Origin of the sequence: Curtobacterium sp. MCLR17_055 (assembly GCF_003234305.1) — a bacterium.
Lineage (GTDB): Bacteria > Actinomycetota > Actinomycetes > Actinomycetales > Microbacteriaceae > Curtobacterium > Curtobacterium flaccumfaciens.
In genome coordinates this window covers 89864-113405 of the sequence record NZ_QKSX01000004.1, presented here as the reverse complement: position 1 = coordinate 113405, position 23542 = coordinate 89864, and the positions used below count along the sequence as shown (strand labels likewise).

The following is a 23542-nucleotide window of genomic DNA, read 5'->3' as shown; positions in this document are numbered from 1 at the left end:
GATGGCAGACACGACGCATTCCCACAGCGGGGCCCAGCCCGCCGACCCCTGGATCGCCCCGGTCGCAGGGGGTCCGCTGCGCGGCGACGTCGCGCTGCCCGGGTCGAAGTCGCTGACGAACCGGGAGCTCGTGCTCGCGGCCCTCGCGGACGGCCCCTCGACGATCCGGCTCCCGCTGCACTCCCGTGACTCGGCGCTGATGATCGCGGGCCTCCGTGCGCTCGGCGTCGGCATCGAGGAGCTCGAGCCGGCAGCCGGCACCGCCCTGAACCCCTACGGCCCGGACCTCCGGATCACGCCCGCCCCGATGCACGGCGACGTCCGCCTGGACTGCGGGCTGGCCGGCACCGTGATGCGCTTCCTGCCGCCGCTCGCCGCCCTGGCCGTCGGGCCCGTCACGGTCGACGGCGACCCCTACGCCCGCAAGCGCCCGATGCACGCCATCGTGCAGGGACTCGTCGACCTCGGTGTCGACGTCACGGACGACGGCGGCGGTTCGATGCCGTTCTCGTTCACCGGCACCGGCTCGGTCCGCGGTGGTGCCCTGACCATCGACGCGTCGGCGTCCTCGCAGTTCGTCTCCGGCCTGCTGCTGTCGGCCCCCCGCTTCGACGAGGGCCTGCACCTCACCCACGTCGGCGAGCGCCTGCCGAGCCTGCCGCACATCGAGATGACCGTCGCGGCGCTCCGTGCCCGCGGCGTCCGCGTCGACGAGCCGTCGGTCGGCGAGTGGGTCGTGCACCCCGGCCCGATCGGCGCGCGTGACGTCACGATCGAGCCCGACCTGTCGAACGCGGCGCCGTTCGCGGTCGCCGCGCTCGTCGCCGGCGGCACGGTCCGCATCCGCACCTGGCCCACCGAGACGACGCAGGTCGGCGCCGACCTCGAGACGCTCCTGCCCCTGTGGGGGGCGAGCGTGGCCCGTGACGGTGACGACCTGGTCGTCGACGGCGGCGTCGGGATCCGGGGTGGGGCCTCCTTGCCGGGTCTCGAACTCGACCTGAGCCGCGGCGGCGAACTCGCCCCGGCGCTCGTCGCGCTGGCCGCGCTGGCGGACGGCCCGAGCGAGATCACCGGCATCGGCCACCTGCGAGGGCACGAGACGGACCGCCTGGCCGCGCTGGCGGCGGACCTCAACCGGTCTGGAGGCGCGGCGCACGAACTCGACGACGGCCTGCGGATCGAGCCGGCGCCGCTCCACGGCAGCGCCTGGGGCGCGTACGACGACCACCGGATGGCGACCGCGGGGGCGATCGTGGGCCTCGTCGTCGACGGCGTCGCCGTCGACGACATCGGGTCGACCGCGAAGACGCTGCCGCAGTTCCCGGAGCTGTGGGCCGCGCTCGTGGCGTCCTCGGTGACCGCTGCACCGGTGAGTGGGGACTGACGCATGAGCTGGTGGGACGACGCCGACGGTGACGACTCCGACGCGGACGAGCCGTACGGGCAGTACGACGAGTCGAGCGTCCGGGTGCGTCCGAACCCGAAGGGCAACCGACCGCGCACGAAGACCCGTCCGACGTACGACGACGCCCCCGTCGGCTGGGTGACGAACGTCGACCGCGGGCGGTTCGGCGTGCTGATCGACGACCACGTCATCACCGCGACGAAGGCCCGCGAGCTCGGCAAGAAGTCCGTCGTCACGGGCGACCACGTGTCGCTCGTCGGGGACGTCTCGGGCGACCCCGGGTCGCTCGCGCGCATCGTGAAGGTCGCCGAGCGCACCACCCTGCTGCGACGGAGTGCCGACGACTCCGACGAGGTCGAGCGCGTCATCGTGGCGAACGCCGACCAGATGCTCATCGTGGTGGCCGCCGCCGACCCCGAGCCGCGCACCCGCCTGATCGACCGGTACCTGGTGGCCGCGTTCGACGCCGGCCTCGACCCGATCCTCTGCATCACGAAGACCGACCTCGCCGACTCGGCTGCGTTCCTGGCGCACTTCGCGTGCCTGGATCTGCGGATCGTGACGAGCCGATCGGACGACGTCCCGTTCGAGGCGCTGCACGAGCTGCTCGACGACAAGGTGACCGTGACCGTCGGGCACTCCGGTGTGGGCAAGTCGACGCTGGTGAACGCCCTGACCGGGTCGACGCGCGCGATCGGCGTCGTGAACTCCGTGACCGGTCGCGGGCGGCACACGTCGTCGTCGTCGATCGCGCTGCAGGTCCGCGACGGCGGGTGGATCATCGACACGCCGGGTGTGCGGTCGTTCGGCCTGGGGCACGTCGACCCCGCGAACGTGTTCCGGGCGTTCGCGTCGCACGCCGTGCCGGTGCGGCCCGCGCGGGACGGCATCCCGTTGGCGCAGGCGCACGACTGGGAGATCGTCGACCGGGTGCAGGACGGGGAGCTCGGGCCGACCGGCGTCGAGCGGCTCGACTCGTTCCGGGCGCTGCTGACCGGCATGGGTGCGTCCGACCCCGGTTCCGAGTAGCGCGTCGGGCGGTGCCGGCCGGCGGCTGGTCGTCGCCGGCCGGCGCTGGTCGGCGGTTGGTCGGCGGCTGGTCACGACACCCCGCGGTGTGTGCGTCGAGTGGTCACGAACTGTCGGCTGGCGAGGCGGCACTCGACAGTTCGTGACCGCTCGAGCGCCGGCGCGCGGTGAGTCGTGACCACTCCGGTTCCCGCGCCCCTCGCACGGCGCAGACCTCGCACCGTGCGAGGGGCGGTTGAACGGTGCGAGGTCGAGCACTCCGTGCGGGCTCGCGGGCCTCGCACGGAGTGGGCAACCTCGCACGGGACGATGCCTCGGCAGCGGGCCGGCGTCGACAAGCGCGCATCGGGGTTGTACAGTTGCGGTCGTGTCTGAAGTTGCAAAGTACAACTTTGCGCCGACCCCCGCTGTCGACGCCCCGTCCCCGAGCACGACGACGACGTCGCACGCGCACCACTCCCCCACCCACAAGTCTCCGCGAGCCCCGAAGCCGCAGCGGTCCGACAGCGTCCTGCGCCCCGCCGGCCTCGGTCGCGTGCTGCTGACGTTCGCCTCGCACATCCTCGTGCCGCTGTTCCTGGCCGCCGGCATGGGCCTGGCCTACCTCGGCGCCTTCCACGCCCCGGCCCCGCAGGAACTGCCCGTCGGCATCGTCGGCCAGGGTGCGGCCACCCAGGTGTTCGCCCAGACCGTGACCGACCAGTCCGACGGTGCCCTCGTGGCCCACGTCGTCGCATCGACGAAGGCGGCCGAGCAGCAGGTGCGCGACCGCGACCTCGCCGCCGTGTACGCACCGACGGCGACGGGTGCCACGCTCTACGTCTCGACCGCCGCGTCGGAGACCACCGCGAGCGCCGCGCAGAAGGTGTTCCTGCCGATCGCCTACGACCAGCACGTGCCGTTCCGGGTCGTCGACGTCGTGCCCACGGGCGACCAGGACACCACCGGCCAGGGGCTGTTCTTCCTGCTCGTGGCCCTGAGCGTCGGCGGGTACGCGTCCGCGATCGCCGTGGCCTCGGTCGCGACGAAACTCCGTGCCGTGTGGACCGCGGTCATCGGGCTCGCCACAGCGGGGGTCGTCGCCGGCATCGGCGTGATCGTCGCCGGACCGATCTACGGCGTCATCACCACCCATCACTGGCAGGTGTTCCTGTTCGCCTGGCTCTACGACGCGATCATCGTCGCGCTCGGCGTCGGGCTGCACCCCGTGCTCGGCCGGTGGACCACCCCGATCCTCACGATGCTGTTCGTGATGCTGAACTTCACGTCGTCCGGCGGGATCTTCCAGCCGGCGTTCCAGCCCGGGTTCTTCGCCGCCCTGCACACCTTCTGGAGCGGTGCGGCATGGCTGCAGGCCGCTCAGGACCTGCAGTACTTCCCGGACGCGTCGCTCGGCCGGTCGTCGCTCGTGCTCGCCCTCTGGCTGGCCGCCGCGCTCCTGCTCTGCGTCGTCGTGCACGGGCTCGTCGCCCGCCGGACCCGCATCGCCCGGGAGCGCGAGGTCACCCGGCTCGAGGAGGAAGAGGTCGTCGCCGCGTAGCGACGGTAGGTTGGGCGACGTGGACCTCAGCGCCGACCTGGACTTCGCCCGCTCCCTCGCCGACACCGCCGACGCGATCAGCCTCGAGCGCTTCCGTGCCGCCGACCTGCACGTGACGAAGAAGGCCGACAGCACGCACGTCACCGACGCCGACCAGGCCGTCGAACGGGCCCTGCGCGAGCGACTCGCCGCCGAGCGACCGGACGACGCGTTCCTCGGCGAGGAGACGACGGCGGACACCGGGGCCGAGGCCGTCAGCGAAGGACACCGCCAGTGGGTGGTCGACCCGATCGACGGCACCGCCAACTACCTGCGCGGCGTGCCGGTGTGGGCGACCCTCATCGCGCTCGCGGTCGACGGCCGCCCGGTGCTCGGCGTCGTCAGCGCTCCCGCCCTCGGCAAGCGCTGGTGGGCGGCCGAGGGTTCCGGCGCGTTCTCGCTGGACGGACCGCTCCGGGTCTCCGGGGTGTCCGAGCTCGCCGACGTGAGCCTGAGCTACAACAGCATCCAGCAGTGGGACGACGACGACCGCCTCGAGCCGCTCGTCGACCTGTCGCGTCGGGTCTGGCGCACCCGGGCCTACGGCGACATGTGGTCGTACATGATGGTGGCCGAGGGCGTCCTCGACGTCGCCGGCGAACCGGACCTGAAGCCGTGGGACATCGCAGCCCTGGTCCCCATCGTCGAAGAGGCCGGCGGCCGCTTCACCTCACTCGACGGCGATCCCGGGCCGTGGCACGGTAGCGCGCTCGCCTCGAACGGCCTGGTGCACGACGCCGTCGTCGAGGTCATCCGCCGCGACTCCTAGGCACGGTCGGCGGGCAGGTCAGCCCCGCTCGGCGGATCCGGACGCCCCGGTCCGCTCGGCGGATCCGCTCGCCCCGGTGCGCTCGGCGGACCCCGCAGCCGTGCCAGGGTGCTCGGCGTCACCGCCCGACCGCCGCGCCGCCCGCCGACGCGCCACCAGGTCCGCACCGGCCAGCACGAGCGCCAGCGCAATCAGCGACACCGTGAACGTCGTGCCACTGCGGAACGCGTCGTGGTACGCGTCAAGACGACTTCCGGACCCACCAGATCCCGACCCCGCTGCTTCGCTCCGAACGATCCCGTAGAAGATGCTCGTGGCGACGGCGGTGCCGATCGCGGTACCGACACGCTGCCCGAGCTGCTGCATCGACCCCGCCACCCCGGACTGCTCGACGGGGATCTCGGCCAGGGTCAGGGTCTGGTTCGGCGACACCACGAACCCGCCACCGAGTCCACCCACCAGGAACGCGCCCGCCATCGCCCACGGGGTGACCTCCGGCGGGGTGGCGACGGCGGCGACCATGAGCAGCAGGAAGCCGACGACGACCATCCCGAGCCCGGCGACGACCAGCGCCCGCCCGACCCGGTCGACGATCCGTCCGCCGATGTACGAGCCGACGGCACTCGTCGCGGCGAAGGGGATGCTCACCATGCCGGCGAACAGGGGCGAGAGCCCGAGGCCCTCCTGCAGGTACAGCGTGACCATGAGGAACGACGCCGGCAGCGCCGCGAAGTAGACGGCCACGATCGACAGCCCGTTGCGGTACGACGACAGCCGGAACAGTTCGAAGTGCACCACGGGCGACTTGCCCTGCCGCTTGAACCGCTGCTCCCAGAGCACGAACAGCACGAGGAACACCGCGAAGCCGACCAGCCAGAACCAGCGGGTCGCGGAACCACCACCACCGCTGGTGAGCACGAACGGCAGCATCAGGGTGATGATCGCCGCGCCGAGCAGCAGGATGCCGACGACGTCCAGTTCACGGTCCTGCGCCTTCCCCTGGGCACCCTTCGGCAGCAGGCGCACGGCGAACAACAGCGCGGCGATCCCGAGGGGCACGTTCATCCAGAACAGCAGCCGCCAGCCGGACTCCTCGCCGCCGATCGCGATGAGGCCACCGCCGATGGTCGGCCCGAGGGCCGTGGAGATGCCGATCATCGCCCCGAACAGCCCGAACGCGCGGCCTCGCTCCGGTCCGCGGAACAGCTGCTGCACCAGTCCGATGACCTGGGGCATCTGGATCCCGGCGGCGAAGCCCTGCAGGATCCGCGTGACGATCAGGACCTCGATGTTCGGTGCGACGGCGCACAGCAGGCTCGATCCGGTGAACGCACTGAGCCCCACGATGAACATGACGCGCCGGCTCTTCAGGTCCCCGAGCCGACCCGCGGGCACCAGGGCGAGGCCGAACGCCAGCGCGTACCCCGCCACGATGAGCTGGAGCGACGAGCTGGTGGCCCCGAGGGACTGCTCGATCGAGGGCAGCCCGACGTTCACCTTGGACAGGTCGAGGATCGTCAGGGCTGCGACCGCCACGCACACGGCGAAGGCCCGCCACCGGGTGCGGTCATCGAGGCGGGCGTCGGTCGGTTCGGCGTTGGACATCCCGTCCTGGCTACACCTGCGAGGACGAACGAGGTCCGGACAGAGCTGTACCCCGGTTCCGTCAGGCGGACCCGGATCGGGGTGCAGAGGGCGGGTGCCACACCCACCTCGTGGCCCCCCGTACTGGGGGCACCGTTCTGGACATCTGCGAGCCGGAGTCCGCTCGGCGGGCCGGTACCTGAGTTATCGTGCTCCAGACGGCAGGTCACGTGACGCTCTCGGATTCCCTAGATCCGGACGGCGGAACAGACCGGTCGTGTTCGTCCGAAGACCCTAACCCGAGGGGTGATACAGACGATGACATCATCGTTCCCGAGCGGAACCGAGTGCACCCACACTCGTCGACCGCATCCAATCCACGACAGTTCCGGCGCGCGCTCAGTCGCCGCCGCTCGTCCGCACTCCGCCACGGTCACCCGCCGTGCAGCAGTCCGGTCCGCCTCCGTGCGCCCCGTCGCAGCGCCCCCCGTGTTCGCCGACGCCCTCCTCGCAGCATCCGCCTCCGGACCCGGAGGCCGGTGAGTCATGGCACTCACCGGTCGACGTCTCGAGGTCGACCGGATCGCGACCCTCGCAGTGCTCCCACGGGAGTCCGCGATGGTCGTGGTCGGCGACCCTGGTTCCGGACGCAGCAGCGTCCTCGACGCGGTCTCGAACCGCGTTTCCCTCCCCGTCGTCCGGGTCGGTGTCAACGGGAGTGAATCCCGCTGGCCACTGGCCGGGGTGACCTCCCTGTTCACCGCGCTCGACGACCCTCGAGCGACCGCACACATCGCCCACCTGCTGCAGGCAGGCGGGACCGCGGCCGCCGTGACGGCCGGGCTGGCGGCGGCGCACGACTTCCTCGACGCCGTGCACGCCCTGACCCTCCCGCCGACGCTCGTCCTCATCGACGACCTCGACCGGATGGACTCGGAGAGCCAGGAACTCATCGCGTTCCTCGCCGGACGACTCGCGGGCACCGCCCTGCGTGTCGTGGCGACGGTCCGCTCGGTGCCGTCGGACGGGCCGCTCGCGGCCCTGCCGACCCTGCGCATCGAACCGCTGCCCTCGGACGAGGCCCTGGTCCTCGCCCGGGCCATGGCACCGGCCGAGGCGAACGACGGCGTCCTCGCCGTCCTCGCCGAGGAGACCGGTGGCAACCCCGGCGCGCTCCGCGAACAGCTCGCGGTGCTCACCCGGGAGCAGCTCACCGGCGCGGAGCCGATCGTGCTCCCGCTCCGACCCACTCCGACGACCGAGGCCATCGCGGCACTCGCACTCGGGCCCGCCGCGGGACGCGATCTGGACGTCCTCGCGAAGCTCGCCCTGGTGCCCGTCGCGAAGACCACGGCGTGGGACCGGGACGAGCTGGACGACCTGGTCGGAGCCGGTCTCGCGACCGTCCGCGGGCAGAGCGTCACCGTCCGGCACCCGCTCGTGCGTTCCGCGCTCTACTGGCGGATGCCCGCCCGTGACCGTCGTGCGGCACACGCCGAGCTGGCCACGGCGAGCGCGGAGAACGACCCGCGGTCGGCCGCGTGGCACCGGAGCTTCGTCGACGACGTCCCCGACGTGGTCGCACTGCTCCGGGCCGCACGGTCGTACGTCGTGGACGGCAACGTGCACGCCGCGATCGCGCTGACCGAACGTGCCCTGCACATCGGTGGCGGGACCGAGGACGAGCACGTCGCGCTCCTCGGGGTCGCGGAGGCCATGCTCGGCAAGCGCCTGCTCGGCTTCGCCGCGCGGTACCTCGCGGCGCTCCGTCCGTTCCGGACGACGCCGAACGAGGTCCGTCGGCTCCGGCTGCAGTACTCGGCCGAGTACCTCAGCGGTGACGCCGTGCACGCGGACGAGCTGCTCGTCCCCGTCGACGCGACCGACCCGGCCGAGGTGGACGCCGTCGCCGGGCTGATGGCCATGGTGGCCTGCTTCCGTGCCGAGGCGTGGGAGCTCGACCAGGCCAAGGACCTGCTGCACCGGATCGAACCGCTCGAGGGGTCGGCGTCCGCGCACACCCTCGAGATCGCGACGACCGCGCGGGAGCTCATCGCCGCCGTGGACGGCGTGCTGCCGCCCGACACCGAGCTGCACGACGGGCTCGCGACGTCGGAGCTCGTGGCGATGTCTGACCCGGCCCTGCTGCTCCTCGCCCACGCGCTGAGCATCGGCGAGCGCTACCGGAGCGCGCGACGGGTGTTCGCACTCGTGCTCGCCCGGGGGCCGGAGACCGCGGCGGTGTGGACCGAGGCGGCCCGCTACCTGACGTCCGAGAACGAGGTGCGCTCCGGCAACTTCCGGCAGGCGCTCCGCGCGATCGACGTGTGGGAGTCCGGTTCGTCCGTCGCCGAGCGGTTGCGTGAGCCCTCCCGGGCGATCGCCGTCGCGTGGCGGCACTTCGCCGAGGGCCGTTCCGCCGAGGCGCTCGACGTCGTGGACCGGTGCCTCGAGCACCGTTCGACGAGTCGGCTCTGGGGTGCGACGGCGAAGCTGCACGCGCTCCGCGGCAAGGTCCTGCTGCTCGACGGTCGACTCGACGAGGCAGCCACCGCGCTCGAGGCCGCCGACGCCATCGGTCGGTCGCTCCGGAACCCCGCGGTGCTCCGGCACCTCGGCGACCTGGTCGAGGCGTACGTGCGCCTCGGACGGATCGACGACGCGCGGACGATCACGGCCCGCCTGGCGGCGGACCACCACGCCCGTCCGGGGCGCTGGGGTGCCCTGGTGCTGGCGCGGAGTCTCGCGCTCGTCGCCGACGACACCACCCGCGAGCCGGCCCGTCGCCGGGCGCTGGAGCTGTTCCAGCCGCACGACTCGCAGTACGAGCGGGCTCGCACGTTCGCGGCGCTGGCCGCGGTCGGCAACCCGGCGGAACGGCCGCGTCTCGGCGCGGCGGCCGCGGCGGCGTACGAGGCGGCCGGCCTGCGTCGACCGCTCGTGACGCCGGCGCCGGCTGCGGCGATGCCGCAGTTCGGCACGGACTCGTCGTCGATCCGGTCCGCACCGGTGCTCTCGCCGGCGTTCCCCGGGACGCCGCGCAGCGCTCCCGACGCGTCGGCGGTGCTCACGTCGCTGACCGCCGAGGAGCGTGCGGTGGTGCAGAAGGTCACCGAGGGCTACCGCAACCGCGAGATCGCGTCGTCGCTGTTCATGTCGCAGCGCACGGTGGAGCTGCGGCTCACGCAGATCTACCGCAAGGTCGGCGCGCGGTCGCGATCGCACCTGGTCGCGCTCCTCACGTAGGAGACGCCACCACAGGACGGACAGGAGGCCCGGTACCAGCTGGTACCGGGCCTCCTGTCTGCGCGCGGTTGCGGGAGTCCGCACGCGACCGCAGCGCGGTGTGCCCCCGCACGCGGGGAACCGCAAGAGCGTCCGACGGGTGTTGCCGTGTGGTCGGCGGCGGGTGAGGCTTCTCCTGCACCGACCGCCGTGCCCCTCCCCCGGGGGCCAGCCCGCGGTACCCCGTCCGGTACCCGAACCCCTCGGCCCAACGACACCGACGTCCGTCCTCGCCTGATCCGAGGACGGGCGTCGGTTCCCGGGCCGGGAGGCCCCGGACGCGCGGCAGACCCGACGGCGGTCGGTGCCGCACCAGTTCCACCTCCCCGTTCCACCACTCTCGTTCCCCCGAAGGGACAGCCGATGTGCGGCATCATCGCGGCCCGCGTGTCTGACGACGCGACCCCCTACCTGCTCGACGGACTCGAACGACTCGAGTACCGCGGGTACGACTCCGCCGGCATCGCCGTCCGGACGGCCGTCGGCCGCACCGAGACGATCCGCTCGGTCTCCCGCGTCGGCGACCTGCGCACGCTCGTCGCGGCACGCTCCGGTGACGCGCTCACCGGCGTCGGCATCGGTCACACCCGCTGGGCCACGCACGGTGCCGTGCGCGAGGCGAACGCGCACCCGCACGCCGACTGCACCGGCCGGATCTCGATCGTGCACAACGGCATCGTCGAGAACGCGGACCGGCTGCGCCAGACGCTCGAGGCGCAGGGTCACCGCTTCCGGTCCGACGTCGACTCCGAGGTCATCGCGCACCTGGTCGAGCGGGCGCTGGCGGTCGACCCGGACCTGATGCTCGCGGTGCAGATCGCGACGGCGCAGCTCGAGGGCTCGTGGGCGATCGTGGTCCTGGACGCCCGGGACGGCCGCATGGTCGTGGCGGCGGACCGTTCGCCGCTCGTCGTCGCACGCTCCGGCCGCGGTGACTTCGTGGCGAGCGACATCGGCGCGATCGCCGAGTGGTGCGAGACGTTCGTGGCGCTGCGCGACGGCGACGTCGTCGAGCTCGGTGAGGCCTGGACCTGGTCGTCCGACGGCATCACGGTGCCCGTGCCGTTCCCCACGCCGTCCCCGTTCGCCGCCGCAGCGCTCGACCTCGGCGACCACACCGACCACATGGCGAAGGAGATCGACGAGCAGGCCGACGTCGTCGCGACGATCCTGGACCGGGTGACCCGCCGCACCGCCGACGGCAGCATGTGGGTGGGCCTCGGCCTGGCCGGCTTCCACCGGCTGGCGATCGTCGCCTGCGGCACGTCGCTGAACGCGGGCCAGGTGATCGCGACCGCACTGCGTGGGATCGGTGGGGTGCCGACCGACATCGTCGTCGCGAGCGAGGCCGACCAGGCCGTGCTCGGTCCGGGCACCCTGGTCGTCGCGATCAGCCAGTCCGGTGAGACCGCGGACGTGCTCCGTGCCCTGGACCGGTTCGAGGACCGCCACCCGGTGCTCGCGCTGACGAACAACATGCACTCCTCGCTCGCCCGACGAGCGGACGCCGTGCTGGACTGCCACGCCGGCCCGGAGATCGGGGTCGCCGCCACGAAGACGTTCACGGCGCAGGTCGTCGTCGGCGTCGCGGCGATGATCTCCGCGATGGTGGCCTCCGGCCGCATCGAACCGTCGCGCGCGCAGGTGCTCGTCGACGAACTGCTCGACCTGCCGGCACGGATCGAGCACGCCGCGCGGGTGTCCGCCGAGCGGATGCCGCTGCTGGTGTCGAGCGTCAAGGAGGCGACCGGCTTCCTGTTCCTCGGCCGCGGCGCCGGACTGCCGTACGCCGCCGAGGGCGCCCTGAAGCTCAAGGAGCTCAGCTACCGCTGGGCCGAGGCCTACCCCGCCGGCGAACTCAAGCACGGGCCGCTCGCGCTGGTGGACGACGGCACCCCGGTGGTCGTCATCGACCACGGTGAGCCGAAGATCCAGTCGGCGATCGCCGAGGTCCGGGCACGCGGTGGCTTCGTCATCACGATCGGCGGCGAGTCGGCGGACATCCCCGCGCTCGGCCGCCGTGGCACCGGCGACCTGGCCTGGGGTGCGATGACCGCGCCGTGGGGTCCGCTCGAGGCCGTCGTGCCGCTGCAGATGCTGGCCCGCGAACTCGCCCTGCAGCTCGGGTGCGACGTCGACAAGCCCCGGAACCTGGCGAAGTCGGTGACGGTCGAATAGCCGGGCGCCGACGCGTGAACCGCCTGACGGTCTTCCTCGCCGTCCTCACCGCCCTGGCCATCGCCGGCACCGTGGTCCTGGTCACGGTGGTGCTGACGACGCCCGGGCTCTCCTGACGCCGATCCCGCAGGGTCTTCCTGGGCGGGGCTGCGATGCTGGTCACTTGACCACCGCAGCCCCGCCCCTCGTCTTCGTCGCGCTCCTCGTCGGCGCCGTCCTGCCGTTCGTGCCGTTCGTCGGCCGCGTGGCCCGCATCGCCGCGACCATCGCGCACGAGGTCGGGCACGCGATCGTCGTCGTGCCGTTCGGCGGGCGGATCCAGCGGATCGAGCTGCACCCGGACGGGTCCGGCGAGGCCTGGGTCCAGCTCGGCCGGGTGCCCGGCGGCATCCGGTGGCTCGTCCGGATCCTGAACCTGTACGCCGGGTACAGCGCACCCCTCTGGGCGGGGGTGCTCCTGGTGACCGGGGTGCTGCACGGCTCCCGCTGGCTGCCCGTGGTGGTGCTCGCGGTCATCGGGCTCGTCGCGCTGGCGTTCGTCCGGAACTGGTTCGGCCTGCTCGTCGTGCTCGGCTTCGACGCGCTCGCCCTGTGGGTGGCCGTCCGCCCGTCCGAGGCGACCGTCCTGGTGGTCGCCGCCGTCGGGGCGTTCTTCGTCGTCGACGGCCTGCGCTCGGTGGTGCAGGTCGGCCGCTGGCTGGTCACCGGCGCCCGGGTGCAGACCGACTTCCACATCGCCGCGGCCGAGATGCGGGTGCCGGCGTCCCTGTGGTTCGTGCTGTTCGTCGCCGTGAACGCCGTCGCGGTGTGGCTGGCGCGCGAGCCGCTGCTCCAGGTCTGGGACACCGTCGTCGCCGGGGTCCGCGCGCTCGTCTGAGGCTGTGCGCGCGTAACCGGGGGCCGCAATCGCCTGTCCGCGCCGGGCGGCTGCGAGGCTACCGCGAGACGACCCCCGGAGGTGTCCCATGGCGACCGACGACCACGGCTTCGCGACCGAGCAGGTACACGGCGGCTTCGTGCCCGACGCCGGGCACGGCGCCCGGGTCCCCGCGATCCACATGTCCTCCGGGTTCCTGTTCGACGACTTCGACCAGGCCCGCGACCGCTTCGCCGACACCGATGACGGCTACACCTACACGCGCCTCGGCAACCCCACGAACGCGGACGTCGAGCGTCGCGTGGCGTTGCTCGAACGCGGTGTCCAGGCGATCCTGGTCGGCAGCGGTCAGGCGGCGGCGACCGTGGCGTTCCTCGGCCTGCTGCAGGCCGGCGACCACGTCGTCAGCGCCCGGAGCATCTACGAGGGCACGCGCGGGCTGCTGCTGCAGAACCTCGGCCGGCTCGGCATCGAGGTCGACTTCGTCACCGATGCCCGTGACCTCGACGCCTGGGCCGCCGCGGTCCGACCGAACACGAAGGCGTTCTTCGCCGAGACGATCCCGAACCCGAAGAACGACGTCCTCGACATCACCGGCGTCGCCGAGACCGCACACCGCGCCGGCGTCCCGCTGATCGTCGACAACACCCTCGCCACGCCGTACCTGGTGCGCCCGGTCGAGCACGGTGCGGACATCGTCGTGCACTCGGCGTCGAAGTTCCTCTCCGGGCACGGCGCCGGACTCGGCGGCGTGGTCGTCGACGGCGGCCGCTTCGACTGGTCCGCCGCCCCCGAGCGCTGGACCCACCTGACCAGCCCCGAACGGTCCCTCGGCGGCGAGAGCTACGTCGACCGGTACGGCAACCGGGCCTTCGCCGTGTTCGCCCGCGACGTCGTCGCCGCACGCATCGGCCCGGCGCCGTCGCCGTTCAACGCGTTCCTGCTCCGCCAGGGCATCGAGACGCTGTCACTGCGGGTGGAACGCCACTGCGCGAACGCGCTGGCCGTCGCGTCCTGGCTGGACCAGCAGCCGGAGGTGACGAGCGTCGACCACGCGGGCCTGGCCTCCAGTCCGTTCCACGACCTCGCCCAGCGCTACCTGCCCCGCGGGGCCGGGTCCGTCTTCGCCTTCACGCTCGCCGGTGGCGAAGCCGCCGCGCGGGCGTTCATCGACGCCGTGCAGCTGTTCAGCCGGATGACCCACCTGGGCGACGTCCGCTCGCTGATCCTGCACCCGGCCACCACCACGCATGCCGGCCGCACGCCGGAGGAGCGAGCCGAGCAGGGCATCGACGACGGCCTGATCCGGCTGTCGGTCGGCATCGAGGACGTCGCGGACCTGCTCCGCGACCTGGAACGCGGGCTCGTCGCGGTGCGGTCCGCAGACGCCGCCGCCGGCCTGGAGGCACGTGGAGCGTCCGACGCGCACCGCACGGCAGTCGGTGGGCCGGCCCTCGACCGGCAGGAGCGCTGAATGGCCGAGCTGCAGCACTTCGGGTACTTCTTCTCACGCGGCTTCGGCCCGCAGGCCTGGGGCCGGTCCGACTGGGACTGGGGCCACGACTGGACGAAGCCGGACCTGTACCAGCAGTCCGTCCGGACGCTCGAGCAGGCCGGCATGGACCTGGTCATCGCCGAGGACGCCGTCTCGCTCGGCTCCCCCGCCACCCTCGACCTGCGCATCCGGCAGGCGTACGGCGGCCCGAAGCACGACCCGCTGCTGCTCGCCCCGTACCTGTTCGCCGCCACCTCGCACATCGGCATCGCGCCGACCGTCAACGCGGGGATCACCCCGCCGTACCTGGCGGCACGGCAGTTCGCGACCCTGGCGCACCTGTCCTCGGACCGGCTGGGCATCAACGTCGTCACCGACGTCGGCAGCGCACGCCACGCCGGCCTGCCGCCGCTGCCGCACGACCAGGCGTACGACCGCGCCGAGGAGTGGATCACGCTGCTCCGCCGGCTCTGGCACTCGTGGGGCGACGCGTACGTCGGCGCACCGGACTCGTGGCACTTCGCGGACGGCGACGCGCTCGACGCGTTCCACCACGAGGGCGCCCACTTCACCGCCGACGGTCCGCTCAACGCGCTGCCGCTGGCGTCGGACCCCGTGGTCGTCTCCCCCGGCGGCTCGGGCCGAGGGCTCGCGTTCGCCGGCACCCACTCGGACGTGCAGCTCGCACTCGCGCCGCTGTCCGCCGCCGCGGTGACGGACTACCGCGCCCGGGTGATCGCGGCAGCCGAGGCCGCAGGGCGGTCCACCGCGGACCTGCGGATCCTGTTCGTGCTCAAGCCCGTGATCGTGTCCTCACCGGAGGAGGCCGACCGCATCGTCGCGGCGTCCGAACACCCCACCGACGACGCGCTGCGTGCGGCGGCGATCGCGTGGTCGAGCGACTCCGAGACCGACCTGCTCGCACTCGACCTGGACGCCCCGGTGCCCGACGGGACCTTCGGGGAGCACGTCTCGGCCGGCACGATCCGCGGGCTGCTCGGGGACACCCCGGACGCACCGCTGCGGGAGCTGCTCACCCGCAAGGCGCGGCAGGGGCGGATCGCGCCGGGGTCGGGATCGCGGTCCGGGTTCGTCGGGACGGCGGACGAGTTCGCGGACTTCATCGAGGAGCTCGGCAGCGACGCCGACAACGACGGGATCATCTTCTCGGGCGACCTGCACCCGGCGCAGATCCACCGGATGTTCGGCGACCTGGTGCCGGTGCTCCGGCGCCGAGGGCTCCTGCGACGGGAGTACGGCGCCGGAGGTATCCGGGCGAACCTGTTCGACTTCTAGCGGGGGCGGCTGCGAGCTACTTCTTCTTCTTCTTGGACTTCTTCTTCGCGTCGTCGTCCTTCTTGGACTTCTTCTTCGCGTCGTCGTCCTTCTTGGACTTCTTCTTGCCGTCGTCGACCTTCTTGGACTTCTTCTTGCCGTCGTCGACCTTCTTGGACTTCTTCTTGTCGTCGTCCTTCTTCGACTTCGCCTTGCTCGCACCCGTCGGCAGCGGCAGGACTGTCGACGCGGCCTCCGGCTCCGCCTGCGAGGCGTCGGCGTCGGCGTCGGTGTCGGCGGACGCAGCCTCGGTCTCCGGCGACTCCACCCCGTCGATCGGCTCGACGACCACGGCCGAGCCGGTGTCCAGCTCGACGTCGACCGCGTGCTCCTCGAGCACCGGTGCCAGGGCGTCGGCGACCCGCTCGACCGTCAGGACCGCGTCCGCCTCGGCGAGTCGGAGCAGCGCCTGCGCGGTCCGGACCCGGGTGGTCGTCTTCCGCTCGAGGACGTCGGACCGTGCCCCCTCGAGGAACGTGCGCAGCGCGCGTTCCACGGCGGAGCGTCCGCGCGGGGCAGCGCGGTCGAGTCGATCGAGTTCTCCGGCGACCCCGGAGACGTCGTCGGCGACGTGCTCGTGGCGGACCGACTCGATGAGCGCGGCGATGGCGGCTGCGGCACGCTCGACTCCGGCGGAGCGCTGGTCGAGCACGACGAGCATCTCGACCACCGAGCCGTAGGTGACGGTCTCGAGGCGAACCGGCTCCGCGCCGCGGCCGCGAACGACCAGACGGGTGTCGGGGTTCGGCAGCCATGCGGCGAGAGCGGCGACCGTGGCGACGGAGCCCACGATCCGCTCGTACTCGCTGAGCACCACTCGTTCCTGCTCCCACAGACGGACACGGATCGCGATCTCCTGCACCACGTGCTGACCTCTCGTTCGGGTTCGACGCGAGCGTGTTCTGCGCGCCTGCTCCGGAGCGTAGTCCTCGGACGTGGCGGAACAGCGAACGCCCCGGCACTGTCCAGGGGACGGTGTCGGGGCGTTCAGGTGGCGCAGCGTGACAGCGGTCGTCGTTCGGCGAATGGTGGAGATGGGGGGAATCGAACCCCCGTCCATCGCTGCAATTCGACGTCTTCTACGGGCGTATCCGGATAGTTCGTTCTGCTCGGCCCCGTCCTTTGCTACCGGCTTCTAGGACGACGGGCCCAGTCTCAGTGCAAGTCCCGCACGGCCCTGAGGCGCAACCGTGCAGCAAGTCCTCTGGATGACGTCGGGATCAGGTTAGAAGACGGTCACCTGGCCGACGGACTTCATGTGCTGGGCTGCTTACGCAGCGAGAGCGAAGTCAGTGCGCTTGGAATTGGCACTTGTTGTTTTCCACGGATCGTTTACGAGATAACCGTGGGTCCTCGGCCCGCTTCCCGTCGGCACACAGGCAATGTCGAAACCGATCATCCCCATGCGGGCCGGACGTGCGAGCCGCTGTCACGCTGTTGAGTTGCCAATGCCCCTGTCGGAGCAGTCCCTCAGTCTAGCCGAGGAGGTGCGTCGGCGCTACTCTCCGACGCGGTTCCGGGTGCGCATGGCCCGCTCGGCCTCACGCTTGTCGGTCTTCTCGCGCAGGGCCTGGCGCTTGTCGAACTCGCGCTTGCCCTTCGCCACGGCGATCTCGATCTTGGCCCGACCGTCGTGGAAGTAGATCTGCAGCGGCACGAGGGTGTAGCCGCCCTGGGCCGTCTTGTGCGAGATCTTGACGATCTGCTGCTTGTGCAGGAGCAGCTTGCGCTTCCGCCGCGGCGAGTGGTTGTTCCACGTGCCCTCGGTGTACTCCGGGATGTGCACGGCGTCGATCCACGCTTCGCCACCGTCGATGTAGGCGTACCCGTCGACCAGGGACGCGCGCCCCATCCGCAGGGACTTCACCTCGGTGCCGGACAGGACCATGCCCGCTTCGTACGTGTCCTCGATGAGGTAGTCGTGCCGGGCGCGACGGTTCGTCGCGACGATCTTCTCCCCGCGTTCCTTCGCCATGACGACTCCTCTCGATGGTGACCGGTGCAGTGCGCTGCTCGGGTGGTTCCGCGCAGCCCTACAGACTAGTCAACACGAAGCGGGCGGCGCACCTTCCCGGCGCGCCGCCCGCTCGCGGATGCTGTGTACGTCAGACCTTCAGGTACCGGCGGATGGCGATCGACGCCGACGCCGCGGCGAGGAGCACCCCGATCACGATCACCGCGGGGACCACGATGGCCGCGTCCCCCATGCCGATGAACGCCGTGCCGGTGAAGCGCTCCGCCAGGAAGTTCCGGACGAAGAACCAGACCACGGCGGTGATCGCACCTCCGGCCAGGACGGCTCCGATGGCGGCGGCGATCACCCCCTCGAGCACGAACGGTGTCTGGATGAACCGGTTCGATGCACCGACGAGCCGCATGATGCCGAGCTCTCGCCGTCGACTGAACGCCGACAGGCGGATCGTCGTCGCGATGAGCAGCACCGCCGCCACGAGCATGAGCGCCGCGATGCCGATCGCCGTGTACGACGACGCGTTGAGCAGGTTGAAGATCGGCTGCAGGTACCCGCGTTGATCGACGACGCTCTGCACGCCGGCGACCTTCGACAGGCTCTCGACCAGGACGTCTGCCTGCGACGGGTTCTTCAGGTTCACCCAGAAGGTCTCGTTCAGGTACTCCGGCTTGACGAACTCCGTCGCGGCCGAGTCCTTGAACTGCTCCTTGAACCGGGTGAAGGCCTGGTCCTGGTTCTCGTAGTAGGTCTTCTCGATGTACGGCTTGAGCGTCGACGAGTCGAGCTGCGCCTGGACCTGCTCGCGCTGGTCGGCGGTGGCCTTCGCGCCGGTGCAGTTGCCCGTGGTGTCGGTGTCGGTGCACAGGTAGACGGCGACCTGCGCCCGGTCGTACCAGTACCCCTTCATCTGGTTGATCTGCATCTGGAGCAGGATCGCCGTGCCGACGAAGGTCAGGGAGATGAAGGTCACGAGGACGACGGAGACGACCATCGACGCATTGCGCCGCAGGCCCGAGCCGACCTCGGACATGACGAGCCCGAGCCTCATCGGATGAGCCCCGGGATCGTCTGGATGCCGGTGGTGTTGGACACGGTGCCTCGCTGGATCGGGACGGCCTGGGTCTGGTAGCCGCCGGACTGTTCGTCGCGCAGGACGGTGCCGTTCGAGAGCTCGATGACCCGCCGCTGCATCTGGTTCACGATGCTGGCGTCGTGCGTCGCCATCAGCACGGTGGTGCCTCCCTGGTTGATGCGTTCGAGGAGCGCCATGATGCCGGCGGACGTCGTGGGGTCCAGGTTTCCGGTGGGCTCGTCGGCCAGCAGGATCGCCGGCTTGTTCACGACGGCGCGGGCGATGGCCACACGCTGCTGCTCACCACCGGAGAGTTCGTGCGGCATGCGAGTGGCCTTGCCGGCGAGCCCGACGAGCTTCAGCACGTCGGTCACGGCCTCGCTGATGAAGCCCTTGCTCTTGCCGATGACCTGCAGCGAGAACGCCACGTTGTCGAACACGTTCTTGTTCGGCAGCAGACGGAAGTCCTGGAAGACCACCCCGAGGTTGCGGCGGAAGTACGGGACCTTCCGCGACGCCAGGGACCCGAGGCGCTGCCCGAGCACGTGGATCTGCCCGCTCGTGGGCTTCTCCTCCTTGAGCACGAGGCGCAGGAAGCTGGACTTGCCGGAACCGGACGCGCCCACGAGGAACACGAACTCGCCCTTGAGGATCTCGAGGGTGAGGTTGTCGAGCGCCGGACTCGGGTTGCCCGAGTAGACCTTGGTGACCTGGTCGAATTTGATCATGACCGGATCAGGGTAGGTCGCCCCGCTTGGAAAGCAAGCGAGGCGCGCGGCTCAGGAACCCCTACTCAGCAGCGGATTGCTTGCGCCAGCGGATGCCCGCGTTGATGAAGCCGTCCAGATCGCCGTCGAACACGGCTGAGGGGTTGTTCACCTCGTGCTCCGTCCGGAGGTCCTTGACCATCTGGTACGGCGCCAGGACGTAGGAGCGGATCTGGTCGCCCCAGCTCGCCGTGATGTTGCCGGCGAGTTCCTTCTTCTTCGCGTTCTCCTCTTCCTTCTTCAGGAGGAGCAGGCGCGACTGCAGCACGCGCATGGCGGCCGCACGGTTCTGGATCTGCGACTTCTCGTTCTGCATCGAGACGACGGTGCCGGTCGGGATGTGCGTCAGGCGCACCGCGGAGTCGGTCGTGTTGACGGACTGGCCGCCGGGGCCCGACGAGCGGAACACGTCGACGCGGATGTCGTTCTCGGGGATGTCGATGACGGCGGTCTCCGGCATGAGCGGGATGACCTCGACCGCGGCGAAGGACGTCTGGCGCTTGCCGGCGGCACCGAACGGCGACATCCGGACCAGGCGGTGGGTGCCGGCCTCGACCGACAGCGTGCCGAACGCGTGCGGGGCGTCGATCTCGAACGTCGCGGACTTGATGCCCGCCTCTTCGGCGTACGAGGTGTCCATCACGGTGGTCTTGTAGTTGTGCTGCTCGGCGTACCGGAGGTACATACGGAGGAGCATCTCGGCGAAGTCCGCCGCGTCGACGCCACCCGCGCCGGCGCGGATCGTGATGACCGCCGGACGGTCGTCGTACTCGCCGTCGAGGAGCGTCTGCACCTCGAAGTCGCCGATCATCTTCTGGATCGCCTTGAGCTCGGCGAGCGCTTCGTCGGCGGACTCCTGGTCGTCGCCCTCGTTCGCCATCTCGACCAGCACCTCGAGGTCGTCGATGCGCTGCTCGGTGTCGGTGATCTTCTTCAGCTCCGACTGGCGGTGCGAGAGCGCGCTCGTCACCTGCTGCGCGTGGTCGACGTCGTCCCAGAGGTCCTGGGCCCCGGCCTGCTCGCTGAGGTCGGCGATCTCACGCTGCAGGCGGTCGACGTCGACCACCGAGCGGATGTTGCCGAAGGTCTCGCGAAGGGCGGAGAGCTGCTCGGTGAAGTCCAGTTCGACCATGGTCATCGATCCTACCGGCGCGAGTCCGACTCGGCCGACCGGGGGTCAGTAGTCGATGTGCTCCGTCCGTCCCGACGACAGGGCACGAGTGGCCGCCTCGGCGATGGCCTGGGCCCTGAGCCCGTCCTCCAGGGAGACCGGCGGCTCGGATCCGGACTCGAGCGACGCGACGAAGGCGGCGAGCGTCGCGGCGTAGGTGGGCTGCACACGCTCGAACCAGCCGTCGTGGAGTCCGTCCGCGACGATCTGCCCATCGGTGTAACGAGCGACGTTCCCGCGGTGGTTCCGCCGCGACTCGACGAGTCCGGACGATCCCATGACCTCGATGCGCTCGTCGTAGCCGTAGCCGGTGCGCCGCACGCTGTCGATCTGCACGAGCGCGCCGGAGGGCATCGTGAGGGTCGTGACCGATGTGTCCACGTCGCCGAACTCGCGGATGGCCGGGTCGACGAGCGCCGAACCCGCCACCGCGACCGTCACCGGGTCCTCGCCGGTGATCCACCGCACGAGGTCGAAGAAGTGCACGGTCTGGTCGCGGAGCTGGCCGCCGGAGACCCGCAGGTAGTCGAGCGGCGGCAGGGACGGGCCGCGGGAGCTGAGCTGGACGAGTTCGACCGCACCGATCTCCCCCGTGGCGACGATCCGTTGCAGCTCGGCGTGGTCACGGTCCCACCGCCGGTTGAAGTCGAGCATCGCCGGCACGCCGCTGGCACGCACGTGCTCCACCACCGCGACCGCGTCGGCGTACCCGGCAGCGATGGGTTTCTCGCAGAGCACGGCGATCCCGGCGTCGGCGGCAGCGTGCAGGTGCTGCGCGTGGGTGTCGGTGGAGGAAGCGACGAAGACCGCGTCGACCTGCGCCGCATCGAACGCCTCGTCCTGGGTGAGCGCCCGCGTGCCGTGCCGTGCCGCCAGCGATGCAGCGCGGTCACGGTCGACGTCGTGGATCCCCACGAACTCGACGTCGGGGTGCGCTGCGAGGGACGCGGCGTGCACGGCGCCGATGAAGCCGGCACCGACGAGTGCGAAGCGTTGCGTCATGATCAGCCCACCAGGATCGCGGTCAGGTCGTGCATGGTGCGTGCGACGACGGCGGGATCCTGTTCGTTCGCCCGGTCGGAGAACATCTCGGTGACCCACCATCCGTCGTACCCGGTGGCCTTGATCGCGTCGACCCACTGCTGCAGCGGGATCGCGCCGCCACCGATGACGACGTTGCGGTGGACGGCTTGGTCGGGAACCGTCCGGTCGCGGTCCAGGTCGAACCCGTCCGACAGGTGGACGGCCTTGATGATGGACGCGGGCAACGCTCGGACCTCGGCGAGCGTGTCCCCGGTCGTCCAGAAGTGCCAGGTGTCGAGTGCGATCCCCACGTTGTCGCGCCCGGCCTCCTCGATGATGTCCAGCGCGTGCCGGCATCGGTTGAGGTGCGCCCAGGCGAGGGGCTCCAGGTAGACCTCGAGCCCGTGGTCCGCGGCGATGTCCGCCGCCAGACGGACGTTCGCACCGGTGATGCGGACCGCTGCGTCCTCGTCGAGTCCGAGCGTCGCCCGGTACCGGGTGTCGTCGTCAGCCAGCCGGCCAGCGCGGTGGTCACGGACGACGGCGGAATCGACCGGCCCGGTGCACAGCTGCACGATGGGCGCACCGACGGCGGTCGCCACACCGCACATCCGCTCGACCTCCGCGACGAAGTCGTCGCGACCGGCACCTTGACGCTCGATGTCGAGCACGGCACCGAGCCCCGTCACTTCGAGACCCTCGAGCAGTGGCGGCAGTGTCTGCACGTCGTAGCCGGCATCGAGGTACCGGTAGAGCTTCGGGCTCTGCAGCTCGATGCCGCCGTAGCCGGCTTCCTTCGCGAGGCGGACGTCCTGGACGACGTTGCCGTGGAACGTCGTCGTGACGTTCATGGAGATCTTCGGGGGCATCTGCGCTCGCTTCGTTGGACAGCACTGGAACAAACTGGACCGGTCCAGAATAGGACTAGCCTGCTCTCATGTCGAGACCGCACCACGCTCCGACCATCCGGGACGTCGCCGAGCGCGCCGGGGTCTCGAAGTCGCTGGTCTCACTCGCGCTCCGCGGCGACCCAGGAGTCAGCGACGCCCGTCGGGCGGCCGTCGAACGAGCAGTCGACGAACTCGGCTACCGACCGAACCGCGCAGCGAGGAGCCTCGGCGAGCAGCGGACGGGCACGGTCGGAGTGCTCCTGAACGACCTGCGGAACCCCTGGTTCGTCGACCTGCTCGCCGGACTCACCGCGACGCTCGACACCGTCGGACTGGCACCCATCCTGGTCGACTCGGCGACCACACGGCGCGTGGGCGGTTCGCCCGTGGACATGCTCCTGCGACAACAGGTGGACGGCATCGTCGTGGTCGGCACCACAGAGGACGACGCCGCGCTCCGTCGGGCGGTCCAGGAGGTCCCGGTGGTCCTCGCCGGGACGTACGAGCCTGACGACCTGCACGCCGACGTGGTCGTGAACGACGACCATGCCGGCTCTTCGATCGCGACAGAGCACCTCCTCGCGCTCGGACACACCCGGATCGGTCACCTCGTCGGCCCGGGGCGCGTCGGAGAGCTCCGCGAGCAGGGTTTCCGCGCGACCATGACCCGCCACGGTGCCGACGCCGTCGTGGTGCCGGCCGGCATGAGCGAGGAGAGCGGGTACGCGGCGGCCCGACGAGTCCTGGGCACGGCCGACCGTCCGACCGCGCTCGTGGCCTACAACGACCTCGTCGCCATCGGCGCGTTGTCCGCGGCCGACGACCTCGGCCTCGTCGTCCCGGACGACGTGTCCCTCGTCGGGTACGACGACACCTACCTCGGCAGCATCCGGCACATCTCGCTCACCACGGTCGACAACGGGACGTTCGCGATCGGGGCCCAGGCGGCACGATGGCTCGGTGAACGCGTGCAGGGGCGAGACCCGGAGCCGCGCGTGCACCGAGTACCGGTGTCACTCGTGGTGCGGCGCACCACGAGCGGTCCGAGACCGACGGACGGCGACCGCTGACGACGACGTCGCCGACGGTCCCGGGTCCCAGCGCGCCC

The 23542-nt window shown here is 71.2% G+C and carries 18 protein-coding genes and 1 other RNA gene; 10 read left to right on the top strand and 9 right to left on the bottom strand.

What is annotated here, in order from left to right; all coding sequences use genetic code 11:
• Position 1: 1 nt before the first annotated feature.
• The 4 genes from aroA to DEJ09_RS05130 all read left to right on the top strand — a co-directional run bounded on the left by aroA (position 2) and on the right by DEJ09_RS05130 (position 4785).
• The gene (gene aroA, locus DEJ09_RS05145; RefSeq protein WP_111087817.1) at positions 2–1387 is read left to right on the top strand and encodes a 3-phosphoshikimate 1-carboxyvinyltransferase; all 1386 of its coding nucleotides are present in this window, start codon (positions 2–4) and stop codon (positions 1385–1387) included.
• A gap of 3 nt (positions 1388–1390) precedes the next feature.
• Positions 1391–2437, top strand: coding sequence for a ribosome small subunit-dependent GTPase A (rsgA, locus tag DEJ09_RS05140; RefSeq protein WP_111087816.1), 1047 nt, complete (start codon positions 1391–1393; stop codon positions 2435–2437).
• 367 nt (positions 2438–2804) lie between these two features.
• Positions 2805–3977, top strand: a complete 1173-nt coding sequence (locus DEJ09_RS05135; RefSeq protein ID WP_146245672.1) for a hypothetical protein — start codon at positions 2805–2807, stop codon at positions 3975–3977.
• Between the two features lie 19 nt (positions 3978–3996).
• Complete coding sequence (locus DEJ09_RS05130) at positions 3997–4785, top strand: inositol monophosphatase family protein (RefSeq protein WP_084741405.1); 789 nt, start codon at positions 3997–3999, stop codon at positions 4783–4785.
• A gap of 18 nt (positions 4786–4803) precedes the next feature.
• Here the strand turns inward: DEJ09_RS05130 and DEJ09_RS05125 are convergent, their stop codons facing one another.
• Positions 4804–6390, bottom strand: a complete 1587-nt coding sequence (locus tag DEJ09_RS05125; RefSeq protein ID WP_258373792.1) for an MFS transporter — start codon at positions 6388–6390, stop codon at positions 4804–4806.
• A gap of 525 nt (positions 6391–6915) precedes the next feature.
• Between DEJ09_RS05125 and DEJ09_RS05120 the strand changes: the two genes are divergently transcribed.
• The 5 genes from DEJ09_RS05120 to DEJ09_RS05100 all read left to right on the top strand — a co-directional run bounded on the left by DEJ09_RS05120 (position 6916) and on the right by DEJ09_RS05100 (position 15500).
• Positions 6916–9615: a LuxR family transcriptional regulator gene (locus tag DEJ09_RS05120; protein ID WP_111087815.1), complete on the top strand. Its 2700-nt coding sequence runs from the start codon at positions 6916–6918 to the stop codon at positions 9613–9615.
• Between the two features lie 402 nt (positions 9616–10017).
• The gene (gene glmS / locus DEJ09_RS05115) at positions 10018–11832 is read left to right on the top strand and encodes a glutamine--fructose-6-phosphate transaminase (isomerizing) (protein ID WP_071406356.1); all 1815 of its coding nucleotides are present in this window, start codon (positions 10018–10020) and stop codon (positions 11830–11832) included.
• 163 nt (positions 11833–11995) lie between these two features.
• Complete coding sequence (locus tag DEJ09_RS05110) at positions 11996–12709, top strand: M50 family metallopeptidase (protein WP_181433267.1); 714 nt, start codon at positions 11996–11998, stop codon at positions 12707–12709.
• A gap of 88 nt (positions 12710–12797) precedes the next feature.
• Entirely contained in the window at positions 12798–14183 is a 1386-nt protein-coding gene (locus DEJ09_RS05105) for an O-acetylhomoserine aminocarboxypropyltransferase/cysteine synthase family protein (protein WP_111087813.1), read from the top strand.
• The gene (locus DEJ09_RS05100) at positions 14184–15500 is read left to right on the top strand and encodes an LLM class flavin-dependent oxidoreductase (RefSeq protein ID WP_111087812.1); all 1317 of its coding nucleotides are present in this window, start codon (positions 14184–14186) and stop codon (positions 15498–15500) included.
• A gap of 16 nt (positions 15501–15516) precedes the next feature.
• On the opposite strand, the gene DEJ09_RS05095 is transcribed toward DEJ09_RS05100, so the two are convergent.
• From DEJ09_RS05095 to DEJ09_RS05060, 8 genes are all read right to left on the bottom strand, one after another.
• A complete protein-coding gene (locus tag DEJ09_RS05095) occupies positions 15517–16404 on the bottom strand; it encodes a hypothetical protein (RefSeq protein ID WP_111087811.1) in 888 nt (295 codons plus the stop codon).
• Between the two features lie 161 nt (positions 16405–16565).
• Positions 16566–16942: a transfer-messenger RNA gene (ssrA, locus tag DEJ09_RS05090) on the bottom strand.
• 95 nt (positions 16943–17037) lie between these two features.
• The gene (smpB, locus tag DEJ09_RS05085; protein WP_027465851.1) at positions 17038–17514 is read right to left on the bottom strand and encodes an SsrA-binding protein SmpB; all 477 of its coding nucleotides are present in this window, start codon (positions 17512–17514) and stop codon (positions 17038–17040) included.
• Positions 17515–17644: 130 nt separating this feature from the next.
• Positions 17645–18559: a permease-like cell division protein FtsX gene (gene ftsX / locus DEJ09_RS05080; protein WP_027465852.1), complete on the bottom strand. Its 915-nt coding sequence runs from the start codon at positions 18557–18559 to the stop codon at positions 17645–17647.
• Entirely contained in the window at positions 18556–19311 is a 756-nt protein-coding gene (ftsE, locus tag DEJ09_RS05075) for a cell division ATP-binding protein FtsE (RefSeq protein ID WP_017888215.1), read from the bottom strand. The genes ftsX and ftsE overlap by 4 nt, the downstream gene beginning before the upstream one ends.
• 61 nt (positions 19312–19372) lie before the next feature.
• Complete coding sequence (gene prfB, locus DEJ09_RS05070) at positions 19373–20482, bottom strand: peptide chain release factor 2 (RefSeq protein ID WP_110863996.1); 1110 nt, start codon at positions 20480–20482, stop codon at positions 19373–19375.
• A 45-nt stretch (positions 20483–20527) separates the two neighbouring features.
• Complete coding sequence (locus tag DEJ09_RS05065) at positions 20528–21523, bottom strand: Gfo/Idh/MocA family oxidoreductase (RefSeq protein ID WP_111087810.1); 996 nt, start codon at positions 21521–21523, stop codon at positions 20528–20530.
• A gap of 2 nt (positions 21524–21525) precedes the next feature.
• Positions 21526–22413 (bottom strand): sugar phosphate isomerase/epimerase, encoded by an 888-nt coding sequence (locus DEJ09_RS05060; protein WP_071406362.1) that lies wholly within the window; start codon positions 22411–22413, stop codon positions 21526–21528.
• Between the two features lie 68 nt (positions 22414–22481).
• On the opposite strand from DEJ09_RS05060, the gene DEJ09_RS05055 reads away from it, so the two are divergent.
• A complete protein-coding gene (locus tag DEJ09_RS05055) occupies positions 22482–23504 on the top strand; it encodes a LacI family DNA-binding transcriptional regulator (RefSeq protein ID WP_111087809.1) in 1023 nt (340 codons plus the stop codon).
• The last annotated feature ends 38 nt before the right edge of the window (positions 23505–23542 follow it).